Raw genomic sequence first — 15,926 nt, 5'->3', positions numbered from 1 at the left:
GTCGAAACCGCCGATAACGCGACACCTCGGCTGAAGCTCTTTTCTCATCGAAGACGATCACCTTCAATCTCGGCTCATTGTCGAGGAGCTCGAGATGGCCCGACCGCAGGAACAACCCCTGAACCGTACAATCCGAAGGCAGCAACTGCGCGAGATGGTGCCGCTTGCGGACAGTACTATCTACGCGATGGAGCAGCGCGGCGAATTTCCGCGACGTTTTGCTTTGTCCCCGAGATGCGTGGTCTGGGATCTGAGCGAGGTTCAAGCATGGCTCGCGGCGCGCCGGTCAAAGCCAATCCTGCGCGCTCCCAAACCGGACTTGCAGCAGCGTCGAGCCCGGCCGCTCAGAGAGCAGGATCAGGTTCCAGGAGCGGCATCGACGGCGGGATGAGCGTCGGGACGTGCTTCTTGCCACCGACCCAGGCGTCTATGATATCCGACCATTCCTGCATCATGTGGCGACGCTGCGCCTCATACTCGGCCTTGTTGTAGACCCCTCGCGATGAGCGTCCGTCCTCGTGGGCCAGGCATTTCTCGATCCAGTCGCTGTTGAAGCCAAGCTCATTCAACAGAGTCGAGCCCGTTCGCCGCAGGTCATGAACCGTGAACGGCTCTAGAGGCAGCCCATTAGCCCTTGCCCGTTCGACCACCGCGTAAGTGATCCGATTGAACGTGGCGCGCGACATCGGAGCATCCGCGTCGTACCTCGATGGCAGCAAGAACTTGGAATTTCCGGCACAGGTCTTCAAGGCGATCATGATGTCCAGCGCTTGGCGAGACAGGTAGACGTTATGCGCCTTTGATCGCTTCATGCGTTCCTTCGGGATCGTCCAGACCGCGTTTTCGAAATCGACCTCCTCCCACACCGCGTCTTGCAGCTCGCTCTTGCGCACCATTGTGAGCAGGTAGAGCCGCATTCCCAAACGGATGGTGGGAAGTGTGGCGATGTGCTCAAGCTGTTTCAGCATCACGCGAATTTCCGATGGCGAAAGCGAGCGGTCCTTCGGCACGAATGTAGCAATCGATGCAGGCCCAACGTCATCAGCCGGGTTGGCGACCTTCTCCCCGTGGAGAATCGCAAAGCCGTAAATCTGCTTCAGGATGTCTCGTACGTGGATAGCGGTCGCCGGAGCACCACGTTCGACAATGCTGCCGCAGTGGGCTCTAAGATCGTCCGGAGTGATCTCCGTCAGTAAGCGATTGCGCCAGACCGGTAGAAGCTCTCGCTCGAAGATGGAGCGCCGCATGGCGCGCGTACTGTCGGCCATCGGCGCGGCAGTGAGCCACTTCTCTCCGAACTCGCCAAAATTCTTAGCCTCTTTCAGGCGGCGCTTCTCGCGCTGCTTCTCGATCGCTGGCGACCGTCCTTCTCGGATGAGGCGCTTTGCGTCCAGGCATTTCTCTCGCGCGAGCGCGAGCGAGATTCCGTCTCGTCCATATCTGCCTAGCTGCACCGTCTCTCGCCGTCCATTGAGCCTGTAATCCAGCAGAAAAGAGATCGTGCCACTCGGCATGACTTTCACATACATGCCGTCACGGTCCACAACTTTGTACATTTTCTGTTTTGGCTTCAGCCACTTAAGGGCAGTATCCGTCAACATGCCTATTTCCTCGCGAAAAGTACCGTCGGTACAATTTTGAGGCTTCTCGGCAGAAAATACCTTATGCTTTCAGCGCGTTAAGGCAAAAAAAGTACCGTCATGAGCCTCGGTGGTCGTGACGGTACTTTGAAAACTCGGAGGAGGCAAGACGCCGGGGGTCCGTCAAGCGGTCCGTCACGGCCAAGCTCTGCGTGCCGATTGTCGCTGAATGTCCCTGAAAGGATTTATATTTGTTTTCAGTTGGTTACGTCGCATATTGGCGTGTTTTCGGCGGCGTTTGAGTAGGCCTGAATCACTCCCACTCGATTGTTCCCGGCGGCTTCGAGGTGACGTCGTAGACGACGCGGTTGATGCCGCGGACTTCGTTGATGATGCGGGTGGCTGCAGCGCCGAGGAAGGCCATGTCGTAGTGGTAGAAATCCGCCGTCATGCCGTCGACCGAAGTGACGGCGCGTAGCGCACAGACGAACTCGTAGGTGCGACCGTCACCCATCACGCCGACCGTCTGCACCGGCAACAGCACGGCGAAGGCCTGCCAGATGGCATCGTAAAGGCCGGCCTTGCGGATTTCGTCGAGATAGATGGCGTCGGCCTCGCGCAGGATCTCCAGCTTTTCGCGGGTGATGCCGCCCGGGCAGCGGATGGCAAGACCGGGGCCCGGGAACGGATGGCGGCCAATGAAGCTTTCGGGCAGGCCGAGTTCTTTGCCAAGCGCCCTTACCTCGTCCTTGAACAGTTCGCGCAGCGGCTCGACCAGCTGCATGTTCATGCGCGCGGGCAGGCCGCCGACATTGTGGTGCGACTTGATCGTCACCGACGGGCCGCCGGTGAACGAGACGCTCTCGATGACATCGGGATACAGCGTGCCTTGGGCCAGGAAATCGGAGCCGCCGAGTTTCTTGGCCTCTTCCTCGAACACCTCGATGAACAGCCGGCCGATGGTCTTGCGCTTCTTCTCCGGGTCAACCTCGCCTTCCAGCGCCGAGATGAATTTTTCGGAGGCATCGACCAGGATCAGCGGCAAATTGTAATGCTGGCGGAACATCGCCACCACGCCGGCGGCCTCGTCCTTGCGCATCAGGCCGTGGTCGACAAGGATGCAGGTCAACTGGTCGCCGACCGCCTCGTGGATCAACAGCGCCGCGACGGAGGAATCGACGCCACCCGACAGCGCGCAGATGACCTTGCCCTTGCCGACCTGCTTGCGGATCGTCTCGACCGCGTGCTCGCGGTAGGCGCGCATGGTCCAGTCGCCTTCGATGCCGGCGATGTTGTGGACGAAGTTCCTGAGCAACCGGGCACCATCGGGCGTATGCACCACCTCTGGGTGGAACATGATGCCGTACATCTTGCGCTCGATGTTGCCGAAAATGGCGAAGGGCGAGCCTTCCGACTTGCCGAACACTTCGAACCCCTTGGGCAAGGAGATGACGCGGTCGCCATGGCTCATCCATACCTGATGACGCTGGCCGGGTGCCCACAGGCCCTCGAACAGCGGGCTGTCCTTTTCGATCTCGACGAAGGCGCGGCCGAACTCGCGATGGTCGGAGCTTTCGGCGACGCCGCCCATCTGCACGCACATGGCCATCTGGCCATAGCAGATGCCAAGTACCGGCACGCCGGCGTCGAAGACGATCTGCGGCGCGCGCGGGCTGCCAATATCGCTGGTCGAAGCCGGGCCACCGGACAGGATGACGGCTTTCGGATTGATGCGCTTGAACGCCGCTTCGGCCGACTGGAACGGCACGATCTCGGAAAACACGCCGGCCTCGCGGATGCGGCGGGCGATGAGCTGGGTAAACTGGCTGCCGAAATCGACAATCAGGACGGTGTCGGGATGATTGGCTGTTTTCATGGCGAGCGTTTAGAGAAAGAAATGAGTCGGCGCAATGGGTTGCGAGGCCTGACTTTCAGACTCGTCTTGCATCGTCACGAGACGGTTCCGTCCGAAGCGCGCCCGAGCCAATAGCCTGTTCGAGCCTTATGACGGCGTCCGCCAGCTTCGCGTCGATGACATGCAGATATTCGGTCCAGTCGCCCACGTGCCTGAGATCGGCCGCGCCGTCGGAGATGCCGCGCAGCCCGACCAGCGGGATGTCGAACAGCTGGCAGGCGCGCAGGCAGGCGAAGGTCTCCATGTCGACCATTTCCGCGGCGATCGCATCATAGGCCGCACCGGTGATGATTGCGCCGCCGGTCGACAGCGTCGCCTGCCTGATTTCAGGAATCCTAAACGGCAGCGGCACCGTCACCGGCAGATCGAGAAACGGGGTCGCCCCTTTCTCGAAACCAAGCGGCGAGGCGTCGATGTCGCGGTAGCTGACCGAAACGGCCTGGTAGATTTCCGTCTGCTCCAGCGTCCGGCTGCCGGCTGAGCCAAGTGAAACGACGAGATCCGGCAGCGCCTTCTCCGATTTCAGCCAGGAGAGTTCGACACCCAGCCTGACGCCTGCTTCGACCGGACCGACGCCTGTCATCAATGGCGTGAACAGCTGTTTGAGGTGCGGGCCATATTCTGCCTGCACCGCCATGACGAAGAGGACGTCCTTGCCGCCAATTCGCACAACGTTACCCATCAGATCAACCTTCTATGCCGTCGCGGCCAACCACCGTCATCATCGTTCCGGTCATCGTCGCGATCAGCTTGGCCTCGCCATCCGCGGCGAAGGCATAGGCCTGGCCATCGGCGACGATGATGGTGCGGCCGGGCTTGGTCACCGAGCCGCGAAACAGGAAGCGCTCACCGCGGCCGGGCGCCAGCAGATTCACCTTGAACTCGATGGTCAGCACGCCGGAATTTTCCGGCATCAGCGAGAAAGCGGCATAGCCGCAAGCCGAGTCCAGCGCCGTCGAAATGACGCCGGCATGGAGGAAGCCGTGCTGCTGGGTGAGTGCTGCTGAATAGGGCATCTCGATCTCGATGATGCCGGGCGTCACCAGCGTCAGCTCGGCACCGATCGTGGCCATCGCCTTCTGCCGCGCGAAGGAGGTCCTGACGCGATCTTCATAGTCCGGGGCGGGTACGATCTTTGCTGCCATGGCCGCTGCCTTCCTTTACGCGGATAAGCTTATTGCAGAGGCATGGGCGGCAGGCAAATGCTTTTGCTGCACTGCAACAAAACGATCCAAAGGCCGCCCTAGTTCAACCAGAGAAGCGAAGCGTTGAGCAAAGTGGCGAACGCCACCCATGCCGCGTATGGCACAAACAGCCAGCCGGACGGCCGGTCGCGGTTCCAGACCCTGGCGATGAACAGGACGATGGTGGCGAGAAGAAGCACGATGACAAGCAGAGCCGGCCCAATCATCCTGGCGCCGAAGAACGTTGGCGACCACAAGAAATTCAGGACAAGTTGGGTGCCCCAGACCTTCATCGCGGCCCCCGTGGACTCCCGCTGCCATGTCCGCCAGCCGGCCACGGCGATCAGCACATAGAGCAGTGTCCAGGCCGGTCCGAATACCCAGTTCGGCGGGTTGAAGGGCGGCTTGGCCAACGACGCATACCATTCGCCCGGCAGCGTCGTGTAGCCGATCAGCAGGCCTCCTCCCAACACCACGATGAGAAAGAGCAGAAGCGACAGATATCTTTGCAAGGATTCCCCCATTGATGGGCGGCCCGACGCCGCGCATCTGCAACTGGAGCGCAGTCGTCGCCTGTCAACGGCAGCGTCAGTTTGCCCTACGCAACGCACAGAAGAAAAACCCGTCGGTTCCGCTAAGCGCCGGCGACAGGGAGATGTCGCCTTTGGCACCGATGCGTGCGGCTGCCTCATGGCCGGGAAAACGGCTGTCCCAAAGCGCGCGATGATCGACCGGGACAAAACCGCTGTTGCGGTCCCGGAAGGCCGCCACCTGCTCGCCATTCTCCTCGTCGAAGACCGAACAGGTGATGTAGACCAGCAGGCCACCGGGTTTGACATAGGCCTTGGCCGCATCGAGGATCGCCAACTGCTCGCCCTTGCGGGCATCGAGCTGTCTTTGCGTCAGCCGCCATTTGGCATCGGGACGGCGCCGCCAGGTGCCACTGCCGGTGCAGGGCGCGTCGACCAGCACAATGTCCATGTGATTGCCCAGCTGGGCGAGTTCGGCTGGCTTGGTGACGATCTGGACATTGCGGTTTTCAGAGCGGCGAATGCGGTCGAAGATCGGCGCCAGCCGCGCCTTTTCGGCATCGTGGGCAAAGATCTGGCCGCGGTTGTCCATCGCAGCCGACAATGCCAACGTCTTGCCGCCGGCGCCGGCGCAGAAATCCAGCACCTGCATGCCGGCTTCGGCCCCGGCAAGGGCTGCCGCGATCTGCGAGCCTTCGTCCTGGACCTCGAACCAGCCTTTCTGGAAGGCCGGCTCCGCCTGGACGTTCGGGTGCCTGCCGTCGCCGTCGATCGGCGGGATGCGGATGCCGTGCGGGGCTATTGCAGCGGGTTTCGCCCCGGTTCCCGTCAGTTCGGCCAGCACCTTGTCGCGATTGGCCTGCAAGGTGTTGACCCTGAGATCGAGCGGCGGGCGTGTCGCCAGCGCCGCACCCTCGTCGACCCAGCCGGCACCAAAGGCTCGCTCGAAAAGCGGCGCGCACCAGTCAGGAACATCCGCCCGCACCGCGTCCGGCGCATCGGCAAGCCGGCGCCCGGCGATTGCCTGAAGCTCAGCGGCGGTCAGCAGCGGCGGTGCGAACTTGTCGCCATCGAGCGCGTCGTTGAGCGACTGGGCCGTCTGGCCCCATTCGAGCAGCAGCGCGCCGAAGCCGATGGCGCGCGGCGTGTCCTCGCCCAGCAGCCAGCCGGCGGAACGCTTGTGGCGCAGGGCGTCATAGACGATGTTGCCGATCGCCGCACGGTCGCCGCCGCCGGCGAAGCGATGCGACAGGCCCCAATCCTTCAGCGCGTCCGCCACCGGCCGGTGGCGCCGGCCGATGTCTTCCAATACTTCGATGGCCGCTGCCAGCCGTCCGCCCAGTCGCATTCGTCATTCCATCAAATCGAGCACGTGATCTCTGAGCCTGCTCTTAGAGCCTTTTAGGTCTGGATTGAACCCCGCTTCCGTCCAGCGATGATGAGGCCCCTAACCGGCCAAAAACCGACCGACCAGTAAATGTCCTCGACCCGTAACAGCAGATCGACCAATAGATGACGGGTCTCTAATGTTCGCAACGACCGAATACAAGCACGCAATCTGGCAAAGCTGCTCTGCTTTCCAAGTTTTTCGCCAGGTAATACTCTTGCCGACATGATTCGCGGCGCGGAAAACGCGGACCGGCGGATCGACACGAGGAGAGGGCAATGAAGACTTATCTGGCGGAAGTTCTAGGCACATTTCTATTGGTGTTCATCGGTACTGCTTCTGTGGTGACGGGCGGCTTCGGCGGTGCGCTGCCGCTCGGCCAGGAAGGCATCGGTCTGGCGTTCGGCATCGGCCTCATTGCGGCGGCCTATGCGATCGGCCCCATTTCGGGCGCGCATCTCAATCCGGCGGTGACGCTCGGCGTCTTTCTTGCCGGCCGGCTGCCGGCCAAGGACGTCGTCCCTTACTGGATCGCACAGATCATCGGCGGCGTCCTTGCTTCGCTGGCATTGTGGATCATCGTCTCCGGCCAGGTTGGCGGACACACCACCGGCTTCGGCGCCAATGGCTGGGACGTGACGAAATGGGGTGTCAGCTCGGCATTCCTATGGGAAGTGATCGGCACCTTCACGTTCGTCACCGTGATCCTGGGCGTCACGGCTGAAAAGCACTCGACGGCGTTCGCCGGGCTGGTCATCGGCCTGACGCTGGCGGGGTTGCACTTCGCCATCATCCCGGTGACGGGTACGTCGCTCAACCCGGCCCGTTCGATCGGTCCCGCGCTGTTTTCGGGAAGTGCCGCGATCGGCCAGCTCTGGCTCTTCATCGTCGCACCGCTGATCGGCGGCGCTATTGCCGGCGTCGTCGCCAAGGCGCGCATCTTCGAGAAGGACTGAGCTCCGAACGCTCGGGCATCGAAAGGCGCGGGTCAGGCCCGCGCCTTTTTTGTTGGCGATAGACCCATCTAATTCTCGCCAAAGGCTCGGCCTCAAAACAATGATTAGTCTCGGCATTTTACCCGAGATCAGGTGTTTTTGAGAAACAGGTTTTCAGCAGGGTCCGAAATTTCTGCATAGTCTTTTCGGTTGTCTGCGCATCGGCAGCCGCAAAGCCCATGACAAGACCGTTCTGTTTCGTGCCATGACGGTACTGAATCGACAAGGCCGATACATTGATCCCGTGCTGGAGCGCCGCCTCGGCAATCGACGTGTCGTTACATCTCTCGCGGAAAATGCCGACAACCTGGATGCCGGATTCGGTGGCGTGGAAATCCAGCCATTCTCCGAGATATCTCTGCGAGCTTTCCAGGAAGAATTGCCGCCTTTCCGAGTAGAGACGCCGCATGCGTCGAAGATGGCGAGTAAAGTGCCCCTCGTTCATGAAGTCGGCCAGTGCTGCCTGGGTAAGCAATGGGGCAAACTGGCCGGTCACGCTCAGCGCCGAGACGATAGTAGGGTCTATGGCCTTGGGCGCCACCAGAAAGCCGAGGCGCATGGCTGGAAACAGTATCTTCGCGAAGGTGCCGACATAAACCACGCGATTTGACGCGCCGATGCCCTGCAGCGCAGGAATCGGCTGTCCTTGAAAGCGGTATTCGCCGTCATAGTCATCCTCGATGATCCATGACCGCCAAGTCTCGGCCATGTGCAGGAGATTGAGCCGCTGTTCCATCGGCATGGTTATGCCGAGAGGGTGATGGCAGGAGGGCGTCACAAAAATCATGCGCGGAATGACAGGCGGTGGGTCAAGGTCCCACCCTGCATTACTCACCCGCAGCGGGGCCAGTTTCGCTCCCGCCGAGACGAAAGCCGAACCCGCGCCGTAGTATCCTGGTTCCTCCATCCATACCGTGTCGCCTTCATCGATCAGCAGCCGGGCCAGAAGATCGAACGCCGACTGGGCACCATTGGTCACGACGATCTGTTCGGGGCTGCACTTCACGCCCCGCGAAGCCGTGAGATAGCGAGCTATGGCTTCGCAAAGAGGGGGATAGCCTTTGACGTGATAGGTTCCGAAAAGGTCGATGTGCGCGAATTTTGCACGGCGACTGAGCAGCTTGGACCAGGTGTTGAAAGGAAAGTTATCCGGGTCCGGCATGCCGGGGTGAAATGCCAGCATACCGGGCCGGCCATGATGGTAGGGTTGGGCAAGCATGATCTGCCCACGCAAGGATATCGGGTTCTCGTCCGCTGCCGAGACATGTTCCTGCACGGCCGAACGGGTTGGTAGATCCATCACCACCGAGGGCGTGCGCGGCCGCATGGCCAGGTAGCCTTCCAGCGCCAGTTGGTCGCAAGCAGCAATCACGGTGTTGCGGCCAACGTGCAGATCCCGCGCCATAACCCGTGTCGAGGGCAACGCGTGACCGCTCGGCAGCACGCGGTGCTCGATCAGATCACGCAACTGGACATACAGCTGCCGATGCAAATTGGCGGGGCTGTCGCGATCCAGTGAAATGCCGTCGATTGGAAAACTGGTCTTCACTGTGGTTCCAAAAAATCAAAGCGATCTGGTTCTAACAATGGAACCAAAGCAGTCCTAGGCTCAAGAAAAATGCGATCAGGTTCAGATGGGGCTGACCGATGCAATGCATAAGGGTGGGTGTGATCGGTGCCGGTGGCGTTGCCCAGGTCGAACACATTCCAAATCTGCTCAAGTTGCACCGGCAGTTCGAGGTCCTCGGGGTCTATGATCCGTCGCAGAGAGTCCGCGCCTTTGTCGAAGAGGAGTTCGGCCTCAGGACATTTGCCGAGCTCGATGAGCTTCTTGCCATGCCGCTTGACGCCGTAGTCATAGCTTCGCCGGATGCGTTGCACCTGGAACAGAGTCTCGCTGCCCTCGCCAGGGGCCTACACGTCTTCTGCGAAAAGCCGCTTTGCTACAGCGCCGAGGACATTGACGAATTGATCGCCGCCAGGAGCCGCGCCGGAACGGTGCTTCAGGTCGGCTACATGAAGCGTTTCGATCCGAGCTACGAAGCGGCACTGAAAATGCTGCCGGGCACGGCGCAAGCGCTTCGCTACGTTTCGGTCGAGGCCAATGATGCCGACGCGTGGCCCTTCGTACGTCACCACTCCACATGCCGGGGGGAAGACGTCGCGGCGATGTTGATTGCCTCGACCGCCGCCAAGCAGCGCGAGCAAGTGGAGCGCGCCTTGCCCGGAATAGACGACGCCGACGCCTTTCGCGGCTTCGTTGGCGCTTACTGTTCGTCGATCGTGCACGACGTGAACGCCATCCACGGGTTGCTCGACGCGCTCGGAGTCTCGGACGGCGAAATTGTTGGTGCCTCGCTTTTTGCCAAGGGCGGAGGCGGCCAGGGTGCCGTACGGCTGCTCGACGGCCAGGCGCTTTGGAACATGGTGCACCTGGCCGTACCGGGACTAGCCGACTACCGCGAGCGCATCACTCTCTACTTCGACGACGCCTCGCTGGAACTGGAATTCCCCTCGCCTTATCTCAATCACCAGCCGACGCGCCTGACCCTGCGCACAAGTGACGGCCACACCCTCTCCAGCCGGGAGATTCGAAGCGGCTACGAAGAGGCGTTTGTCGAAGAGTTGAAAGGCTTTTGGTCGGCGATCGTCGAAGGCACGCCGGTGCGCAACACGGCCGAACACGCTCGTCGCGACATGGTGCTTCTGGTCGGCCTCGCCCGGCATCACCTTGCCCAACTCAAGCAATCAGGAGTTCGCCCGTGAAGGTTCGCATCGGCATCAATCCGATCACCTGGACCAACGATGATGTGCCGGAACTCGGCGGCGATACGCCACTCGAGGTCTGTCTTAGCGAAACCAGACAGGCCGGCTATTCCGGGACCGAGCTTGGCGGCAAGTTTCCGCGCCGGTCGGCTGAACTGAAGCCGATCATGGAGCAGTATGGACTTGCCGTGATCTCCGGCTGGTATGATGGCCGTTGCGACGAGAAGGACGTCAGCGCGGAAATGGATGCGATCACGCCACATCTCCAGCTTCTGAAGGATATGGGATCGACCCATGTCGTCTATGCCGACACCTCGCGGGGGCGCCACAATGCCATTTGGGGGCCGATCTCGCAGCGCCCGGCTCTTGGCCCTGAAGAGTGGCCGGCCTACGGCAGAAAACTGACCGCACTGGCCGAGAGAATGGCGGATTTCGGCGTGCGCATGGCCTTTCATCACCATATGGGGACCATCGTCGAGACCGATGCCGAGGTGGGCTCGCTGATGCGGCAAACCGGCGAGGCGGTCGGCCTTCTCTACGACACCGGCCATTCGATGTTTTCAGGCGGCGACCCGCTGGCTTTGATCAAGGCGCATGTCAAACGCGTCGTGCATGTGCATTGCAAGGACGCGCGCAGAGCCGTCCTTGATCGTGCCCGCGCAGGCGACATGAGTTTCATGGGCGCGGTCATGGAAGGTATCTTCACGGTCCCCGGCGACGGGTTCATCGATTACCCGGCCATTTTGCGGGTGCTTGCCGACAACGGTTATAGTGGCTGGATGGTCGTCGAGGCCGAGCAGGATCCCAACAAGGCCAACCCGCTGACCTATGCGACAATGGGATTCCAAAATCTCTCGCGCATGGCCAGGCAAGCCGGATTTACCGTCATGGAATGATCGAGGCCGCGATGCGGCCTCCAAGGAACCAGTGCTGATGAATGAAACTGGACTGAAGGGGCAACTGGACTGCCGACCGTAACTGCGGCGGCGGAAAACAAACAGGAGGTTCTATGTTTTCGCTCGCGAAATTAATAAAGCCTGCGCTCGGCCTTTTGGCCGGCGTCATACTGATGACAGCGGCCACGAGCCTCGCGGCCGCCGACGATACGCGCGTGGTATTTGTGACCCACGGCCAGAGCGGCGATCCGTATTGGTCGGTCGTGAAGAACGGCATGGACGACGCGGCCAAGACCCTGGGCGTCAAGGCTGAATATCTGGCGCCCGAAACCTTCGACATGGCCAAGATGGCGCAGATGATAGACGCCATTGCAGCCTCGAAGCCTGACGGAATGGTTGTTTCGATCCCCGACGCGGCGGCTCTGTCAGCGCCGGTCAAGAATGCCATTGCCGCCGGCATCCCGGTCATCGTCATCGATTCCGGTGGCTCCAAACTGACGCATGACCTTGGCGGCCTGCTGTTCATGGGCCAGGACGAGTTCCAGGCGGGCGTCATGGCGGGCGAGCGCATCAAGGCGCTCGGCCTCACCAAGGCAGTCTGCGCCAATCACGAAGTGGGCAATTCGAGCCTTGATGACCGCTGTGCCGGCTTCGCCAAAGGTCTTGGTGTCGATGTTCCGGTGATGAACGGCGTCATTGACCCGACTGAAATGAAAAACCGCGTGATCGCCTACATGACTGCCCATGGGGATACGCAGTTCGTTCTCGCAGTCGGCGCCAGCGGTGCCGAACCGACGCTGGCCGCGCTCGATGAAATGGGCCTTGCGGGCAAGGTGAAAACCGGCACATTCGACCTGTCTCCCACGATCCTGCAGGCCGTGGTTGCCGGCAAGATGGAATGGGGTATCGACGCCCAGCAATATGCCATGGGCTATATACCGGTCGCCATGTTCGACCTTTGGAAGAAGTACAAGATCATGCCGATCGCCGACTATCCGACGGGGCCCGGCTTCGTCTCCAAGGATACCGCCGCCTCGGTCATCGAGCTGGCAAAACTGGGCAAGCGTTGACAGTTCGCGGCCGGGCATCAGCCCGGCCGCCTTCACTGACGAAGGTAACGCATCCATGACTGCAGAGCTTCGCGACGAGCGGGTCCGCTCCGTCTCCCGTCTGAGCCGTCTTCTCAGCAGGCCGGAGCTTGGCGCGGCGGCCGGAACCGTTCTGGTCTTCGTGTTCTTCGCCATCACCGCGGGGAATACCGGGCTTTTCAGCGCCAAGGGCATCATCAATTTCCTCGAAGTCTCGGCCCAACTTGGCATTCTCGCCGCGCCCGTTGCCCTTTTGATGATCGCGGGTGAGTTCGACCTGTCGGTTGGCTCGATGATCGGGTTTGCCGGAATCCTGATCGCCATCCCGTCCGTGTTCTGGGGCTGGCCGATCTGGCTTTCCTTGCTGTTCTGCTTTGCGGTTTGCGGCGGCATCGGGGCGCTGAACGGGCTCGCCGTGGTCAGAACCGGATTGCCCTCCTTCATTGTGACGCTCGGAAGTTTGTTCATGCTGCGCGGCCTGACACTCGGTCTCACGCGCGGCATATCCGGGCGAACGCAAGTTTCAGGCGTGCACGAACTAGCCTTGAACGATCCCCTCAACAGCCTGTTCTCGGGACAGGTATTTTCCGGCCCCATCGCCTGGCTTTCGGACATCGGCCTGATTGGCAAGCGTGCGGACGGCCTGCCGTCGATCTCCGGCATCCCGGTGTCCATCATCTGGTGGATCGTATTGACTTTGGCCTGTACCTGGTTGCTGACGCGCAGCCGCTTCGGCAACTGGATCTTCGCCGCGGGGGGTGAGGCCAATGCCGCGCGCAACCTCGGCGTGCCGGTTGCACGCACCAAGATCACCCTGTTCGTCATGACGGCCATGGCGGCCGCACTCTTTGCGGCGATCCAGGTTCTGGTCACGGGCTCGGCCGACACGCTACGCGGCACCCAGAAGGAATTCGAGGCCATCATTGCCGTCGTCATCGGCGGCACGCTTCTTACCGGTGGCTACGGATCGGCCATAGGCGCCATGTTCGGGGCGCTGATCTTCGGCGTGGTGCAAATGGGCATCTTCTACACCGGCATCGACACAGACTGGTTCAAGCTATTCATGGGTGCCATGATGGTCATCGCGGTGCTGTTCAACAGCTATGTGCGTAATCGCGCCATGAGGAGCCGGTGATGGCCGAGCCCTATGTCGAACTGAAATCGGTCAGCAAGTATTTTGGGTCGGTCGTTGCGCTGAAGGACGTGTCTTTCGATGTACGTCCCGGCGAGGTGCATTGCCTGCTCGGCGACAATGGTGCCGGCAAGTCGACGCTGATCAAGACGCTATCCGGCGTCTACACCCCCGACGAAGGGGAAATCCGCGTACAGGGCAAGCCTGCAAGGTTTGCCTCGCCGGCCGATACGCGCAACAGCGGCATTGCCACCGTCTACCAGGACCTCGCCCTCGTGCCGCTGATGAGCGTGGCGCGAAACTTTTTTCTGGGGCGCGAGCCGATGCGGAAATTCGGACCGATCCGACAGTTTGACACCGAGTTCGCAAACCGCACCGCGTATGACGAGCTGGCTGCGATGGGAATCCAGCTGCGCGATCCCGAGCAACCCGTCGGCACGCTTTCAGGCGGCGAGCGTCAGTGCCTGGCTATCGCCCGCGCCGTCTACTTCGGCGCCAAGGTTCTTATCCTGGACGAGCCGACGTCGGCGCTGGGAGTCCATCAGGCATCCGTGGTTCTGAAGCTCATCATGCAGTCCAAGGCGCGCGGCATCGGAGTCATCTTCATTTCCCACAACGTTCACCACGCCTATGTGGTTGGCGATCGCTTCACGTTGTTGAAGCGCGGCAAAAGCACTGGCACTTACGCAAAAACCGAAATTGATCGTGATCAGTTGCTCAATCTGATGGCGGGTGGCAAGGAACTGGTCGATCTGGAGCAGGAACTGACCAAAGCGGCCAAAAGCACGCCGACCTGAGGCGTCCCGCCGGTCGTGTGCCAACTTGCCTGGCAGACTCGATCCCTCAAACATCACAGTTGAAAAGTTCGACGGCGTCCGCCGGCCGGGCGTCGGGATGGTCAGGAAGCAGCCCTTTGTCCACGATGGCTTGGGTCGCGTTCTGGTGAGGACGTAGCAGAAAATAGAATGCGGCAATGTGCGTGATCATCAACAGCGGCACGTAGATGATCGGGATCGCGTAGGCGGCGCCCAGCTGCTCCGCGTGTGCAGGAAGGCCGACCTCGATGGCGTGGCAATAGTCGATGACGAGCTCGACTGTCCCGACGAGATTGAAGGCGACGACGAACAGCCAGAAGAGCCGAGGCAGCCTCACCGTGAGCAGCGCCAGCATGGCCAGCAGACCTGTAGCGAAGTCACCGTAAGCGGCAGACACGGCGAAATGGGCTGGGAGATCGGGGCTTACGACGCCCGGCAGGATGAAGACGAGCCCGAAGAAGCGGAAGCTGTGCAGAGTTGCGATGGTACGTTGCGCCGCGACCCGGTCCATCGAACTCAGCCACGGCAGACCGTACGCGCCGAAGCAGAGAAGCCACGCGATGTAGCCTAGAACGAGATGGGTTTGGAACACCATTTCCGTGGACATTTGACCTCCTGTCAGCAACTGGCTCAGGCCGTCCAGCTTCAATCGGTTACCTCTAAGCCAGCTTCCATAGTTCGACTAGGCGGTGTAATCACAACAACCTATGAAGCAGGACTACACAGTCCGACACGGTGCGCTGGAGGGCGTCGAGGTGTTCCTGGCAGTCGCCAGGCGCCGCAACTTCCGCCGTGCCGCCGCCGATCTCGGCGTGACGCCGTCCGCCGTGAGCCAGGCGGTGCGCACGCTGGAGGCCCGCATGGGTGCGGCGCTGTTCGTGCGCACGACACGAAGCGTCGGTTTGACCGAGGCTGGTCAGCGGTTCCTCGATCGTGCGGGCCCTGCCTTCGAGGAACTCGTCGCGGCAGGCGAGGCCGCGCGTGATGTCGGCCAACGGCCGACCGGCCTGCTACGCCTGTCCGTACCCCGCGCCGTCGTGCCGTTGATCCTGGAGCCGATGATCGCGTCATTCTGCCAGGCCTATCCCGAGATCGAACTGGAGATCGCCGCGAGTGACGAGATGGTCGATCTCGCGGCCGGCGGGTTCGATGCCGGCATCCGCCTTGGCCAGTTCATCGCGCCCGACATGGTCGCGGTGCGGCTGACGCCGTCGTTCCCGTTCGTGGTCGTCGGCAGCCCGGACTATCTCGAGCGCCACGGCAGCCCCGAGCATGTCGAGGATCTGCGCCACCACGCCTGCTTGCGCTTGCGCCGTTCGAACGGCGCCATCGCGCCCTGGTCCTTCGTCGACGGTAACGGGGAGGTCGAAGCGATGGTCTCGGGCCCACTGATCGCGCACGACTACCCGACGCTGCTGGGGGCCGCGATGCAGGGCATTGGGCTGGCACAGACGCCTCGACCCGTCGCCGAAGGTCCGATCGCTCAGGGAAAACTCAGATCGGTGCTGGACGGCGTCGCCGCCACCACGCCGGGCGTCTTCCTCTATCATCCCGGCAAGCGCCAAGTCCTGCCGAAGCTGCGCGCCTTCATCGATCACCTCAAATCCGCGGTCTGAGGTAACGAAGGATGCCGCCCCC

16 protein-coding genes are annotated in these 15,926 nt (G+C 61.5%); 8 read left to right on the top strand and 8 right to left on the bottom strand.

Annotation, left to right across the window (positions count from 1 at the left end; genetic code table 11):
- The first annotated feature begins 94 nt into the window (after nt 1–94).
- Nucleotides 95–391 carry a helix-turn-helix transcriptional regulator gene (locus tag ASD99_RS32645; RefSeq protein WP_082583392.1) on the top strand — a complete coding sequence of 99 codons (297 nt, stop codon included), beginning with the start codon at nt 95–97 and terminating at the stop codon, nt 389–391.
- Here the strand turns inward: ASD99_RS32645 and ASD99_RS22495 are convergent.
- From ASD99_RS22495 to ASD99_RS22470, 6 genes are all read right to left on the bottom strand, one after another.
- Nucleotides 345–1,601 (bottom strand): tyrosine-type recombinase/integrase, encoded by a 1,257-nt coding sequence (locus tag ASD99_RS22495; RefSeq protein WP_057144955.1) that lies wholly within the window; start codon nt 1,599–1,601, stop codon nt 345–347. The genes ASD99_RS32645 and ASD99_RS22495 overlap by 47 nt on opposite strands.
- Before the next feature lie 292 nt (nt 1,602–1,893).
- Nucleotides 1,894–3,456 (bottom strand): glutamine-hydrolyzing GMP synthase, encoded by a 1,563-nt coding sequence (gene guaA / locus ASD99_RS22490; protein ID WP_057144954.1) that lies wholly within the window; start codon nt 3,454–3,456, stop codon nt 1,894–1,896.
- 55 nt (nt 3,457–3,511) lie between these two features.
- The gene (locus ASD99_RS22485; protein ID WP_057144953.1) at nt 3,512–4,177 is read right to left on the bottom strand and encodes a 5'-methylthioadenosine/S-adenosylhomocysteine nucleosidase; all 666 of its coding nucleotides are present in this window, start codon (nt 4,175–4,177) and stop codon (nt 3,512–3,514) included.
- 4 nt (nt 4,178–4,181) lie between these two features.
- Nucleotides 4,182–4,640: a PaaI family thioesterase gene (locus ASD99_RS22480; protein WP_013530371.1), complete on the bottom strand. Its 459-nt coding sequence runs from the start codon at nt 4,638–4,640 to the stop codon at nt 4,182–4,184.
- A 98-nt stretch (nt 4,641–4,738) separates the two neighbouring features.
- Entirely contained in the window at nt 4,739–5,191 is a 453-nt protein-coding gene (locus tag ASD99_RS22475) for a TspO/MBR family protein (RefSeq protein ID WP_056588591.1), read from the bottom strand.
- Between the two features lie 76 nt (nt 5,192–5,267).
- Nucleotides 5,268–6,557, bottom strand: coding sequence for an RsmB/NOP family class I SAM-dependent RNA methyltransferase (locus tag ASD99_RS22470; RefSeq protein WP_056588475.1), 1,290 nt, complete (start codon nt 6,555–6,557; stop codon nt 5,268–5,270).
- A 317-nt stretch (nt 6,558–6,874) separates the two neighbouring features.
- On the opposite strand from ASD99_RS22470, the gene ASD99_RS22465 reads away from it, so the two are divergent.
- Nucleotides 6,875–7,552, top strand: a complete 678-nt coding sequence (locus ASD99_RS22465) for an MIP/aquaporin family protein (protein ID WP_057144952.1) — start codon at nt 6,875–6,877, stop codon at nt 7,550–7,552.
- Nucleotides 7,553–7,670: 118 nt separating this feature from the next.
- Here ASD99_RS22465 and ASD99_RS22460 read toward each other — a convergent pair whose 3' ends face one another.
- Nucleotides 7,671–9,140 carry a PLP-dependent aminotransferase family protein gene (locus tag ASD99_RS22460; RefSeq protein WP_057144951.1) on the bottom strand — a complete coding sequence of 490 codons (1,470 nt, stop codon included), beginning with the start codon at nt 9,138–9,140 and terminating at the stop codon, nt 7,671–7,673.
- Nucleotides 9,141–9,238: 98 nt separating this feature from the next.
- Here ASD99_RS22460 and ASD99_RS22455 point away from each other — a divergent pair, with 98 nt between their 5' ends.
- The 5 genes from ASD99_RS22455 to ASD99_RS22435 all read left to right on the top strand — a co-directional run bounded on the left by ASD99_RS22455 (nt 9,239) and on the right by ASD99_RS22435 (nt 14,270).
- On the top strand, nt 9,239–10,357 hold the full coding sequence (locus ASD99_RS22455) for a Gfo/Idh/MocA family protein (protein ID WP_057144950.1): 1,119 nt from the start codon (nt 9,239–9,241) through the stop codon (nt 10,355–10,357).
- The gene (iolE, locus tag ASD99_RS22450; protein ID WP_056588462.1) at nt 10,354–11,253 is read left to right on the top strand and encodes a myo-inosose-2 dehydratase; all 900 of its coding nucleotides are present in this window, start codon (nt 10,354–10,356) and stop codon (nt 11,251–11,253) included. The genes ASD99_RS22455 and iolE overlap by 4 nt, the downstream gene beginning before the upstream one ends.
- Nucleotides 11,254–11,426: 173 nt before the next feature.
- Nucleotides 11,427–12,323 carry a sugar ABC transporter substrate-binding protein gene (locus ASD99_RS22445; RefSeq protein WP_244482872.1) on the top strand — a complete coding sequence of 299 codons (897 nt, stop codon included), beginning with the start codon at nt 11,427–11,429 and terminating at the stop codon, nt 12,321–12,323.
- Between the two features lie 55 nt (nt 12,324–12,378).
- On the top strand, nt 12,379–13,476 hold the full coding sequence (locus ASD99_RS22440; protein ID WP_056588455.1) for an ABC transporter permease: 1,098 nt from the start codon (nt 12,379–12,381) through the stop codon (nt 13,474–13,476).
- Nucleotides 13,476–14,270 (top strand): ATP-binding cassette domain-containing protein, encoded by a 795-nt coding sequence (locus ASD99_RS22435; protein ID WP_057144949.1) that lies wholly within the window; start codon nt 13,476–13,478, stop codon nt 14,268–14,270. The genes ASD99_RS22440 and ASD99_RS22435 overlap by 1 nt, the downstream gene beginning before the upstream one ends.
- A 46-nt stretch (nt 14,271–14,316) precedes the next feature.
- Here the strand turns inward: ASD99_RS22435 and ASD99_RS22430 are convergent, their stop codons facing one another.
- Nucleotides 14,317–14,895 (bottom strand): hypothetical protein, encoded by a 579-nt coding sequence (locus tag ASD99_RS22430; protein ID WP_057144962.1) that lies wholly within the window; start codon nt 14,893–14,895, stop codon nt 14,317–14,319.
- Nucleotides 14,896–14,995: 100 nt separating this feature from the next.
- Between ASD99_RS22430 and ASD99_RS22425 the strand changes: the two genes are divergently transcribed.
- Entirely contained in the window at nt 14,996–15,904 is a 909-nt protein-coding gene (locus tag ASD99_RS22425; RefSeq protein ID WP_057144948.1) for a LysR substrate-binding domain-containing protein, read from the top strand.
- Nucleotides 15,905–15,926: the final 22 nt, after the last annotated feature.

Origin of the sequence: Mesorhizobium sp. Root695, assembly GCF_001428185.1 — a bacterium.
In the GTDB taxonomy this organism is placed as follows: Bacteria; Pseudomonadota; Alphaproteobacteria; order Rhizobiales; family Rhizobiaceae; genus Mesorhizobium.
Note: the sequence above shows the minus strand (reverse complement) of the source record. Positions and strands in the feature narration are given on the sequence as shown.

Bases quoted from the DNA above. Each gene is read 5' to 3' on its own strand.
- ASD99_RS22480 (WP_013530371.1), bottom strand. From the start codon at position 4,640: ATGGCAGCAAAGATCGTACCCGCCCCGGACTATGAAGATCGCGTCAGG.
- ASD99_RS32645 (WP_082583392.1), top strand. From the start codon at position 95: ATGGCCCGACCGCAGGAACAACCCCTGAACCGTACAATCCGAAGGCAG.
- ASD99_RS22435 (WP_057144949.1), top strand. From the start codon at position 13,476: ATGGCCGAGCCCTATGTCGAACTGAAATCGGTCAGCAAGTATTTTGGG.
- ASD99_RS22455 (WP_057144950.1), top strand. From the start codon at position 9,239: ATGCAATGCATAAGGGTGGGTGTGATCGGTGCCGGTGGCGTTGCCCAG.
- guaA (WP_057144954.1), bottom strand. From the start codon at position 3,456: ATGAAAACAGCCAATCATCCCGACACCGTCCTGATTGTCGATTTCGGC.
- ASD99_RS22425 (WP_057144948.1), top strand. From the start codon at position 14,996: ATGAAGCAGGACTACACAGTCCGACACGGTGCGCTGGAGGGCGTCGAG.
- ASD99_RS22465 (WP_057144952.1), top strand. From the start codon at position 6,875: ATGAAGACTTATCTGGCGGAAGTTCTAGGCACATTTCTATTGGTGTTC.
- ASD99_RS22445 (WP_244482872.1), top strand. From the start codon at position 11,427: ATGACAGCGGCCACGAGCCTCGCGGCCGCCGACGATACGCGCGTGGTA.
- ASD99_RS22495 (WP_057144955.1), bottom strand. From the start codon at position 1,601: ATGTTGACGGATACTGCCCTTAAGTGGCTGAAGCCAAAACAGAAAATG.
- ASD99_RS22485 (WP_057144953.1), bottom strand. From the start codon at position 4,177: ATGGGTAACGTTGTGCGAATTGGCGGCAAGGACGTCCTCTTCGTCATG.
- ASD99_RS22430 (WP_057144962.1), bottom strand. From the start codon at position 14,895: ATGTCCACGGAAATGGTGTTCCAAACCCATCTCGTTCTAGGCTACATC.
- ASD99_RS22440 (WP_056588455.1), top strand. From the start codon at position 12,379: ATGACTGCAGAGCTTCGCGACGAGCGGGTCCGCTCCGTCTCCCGTCTG.
- ASD99_RS22470 (WP_056588475.1), bottom strand. From the start codon at position 6,557: ATGCGACTGGGCGGACGGCTGGCAGCGGCCATCGAAGTATTGGAAGAC.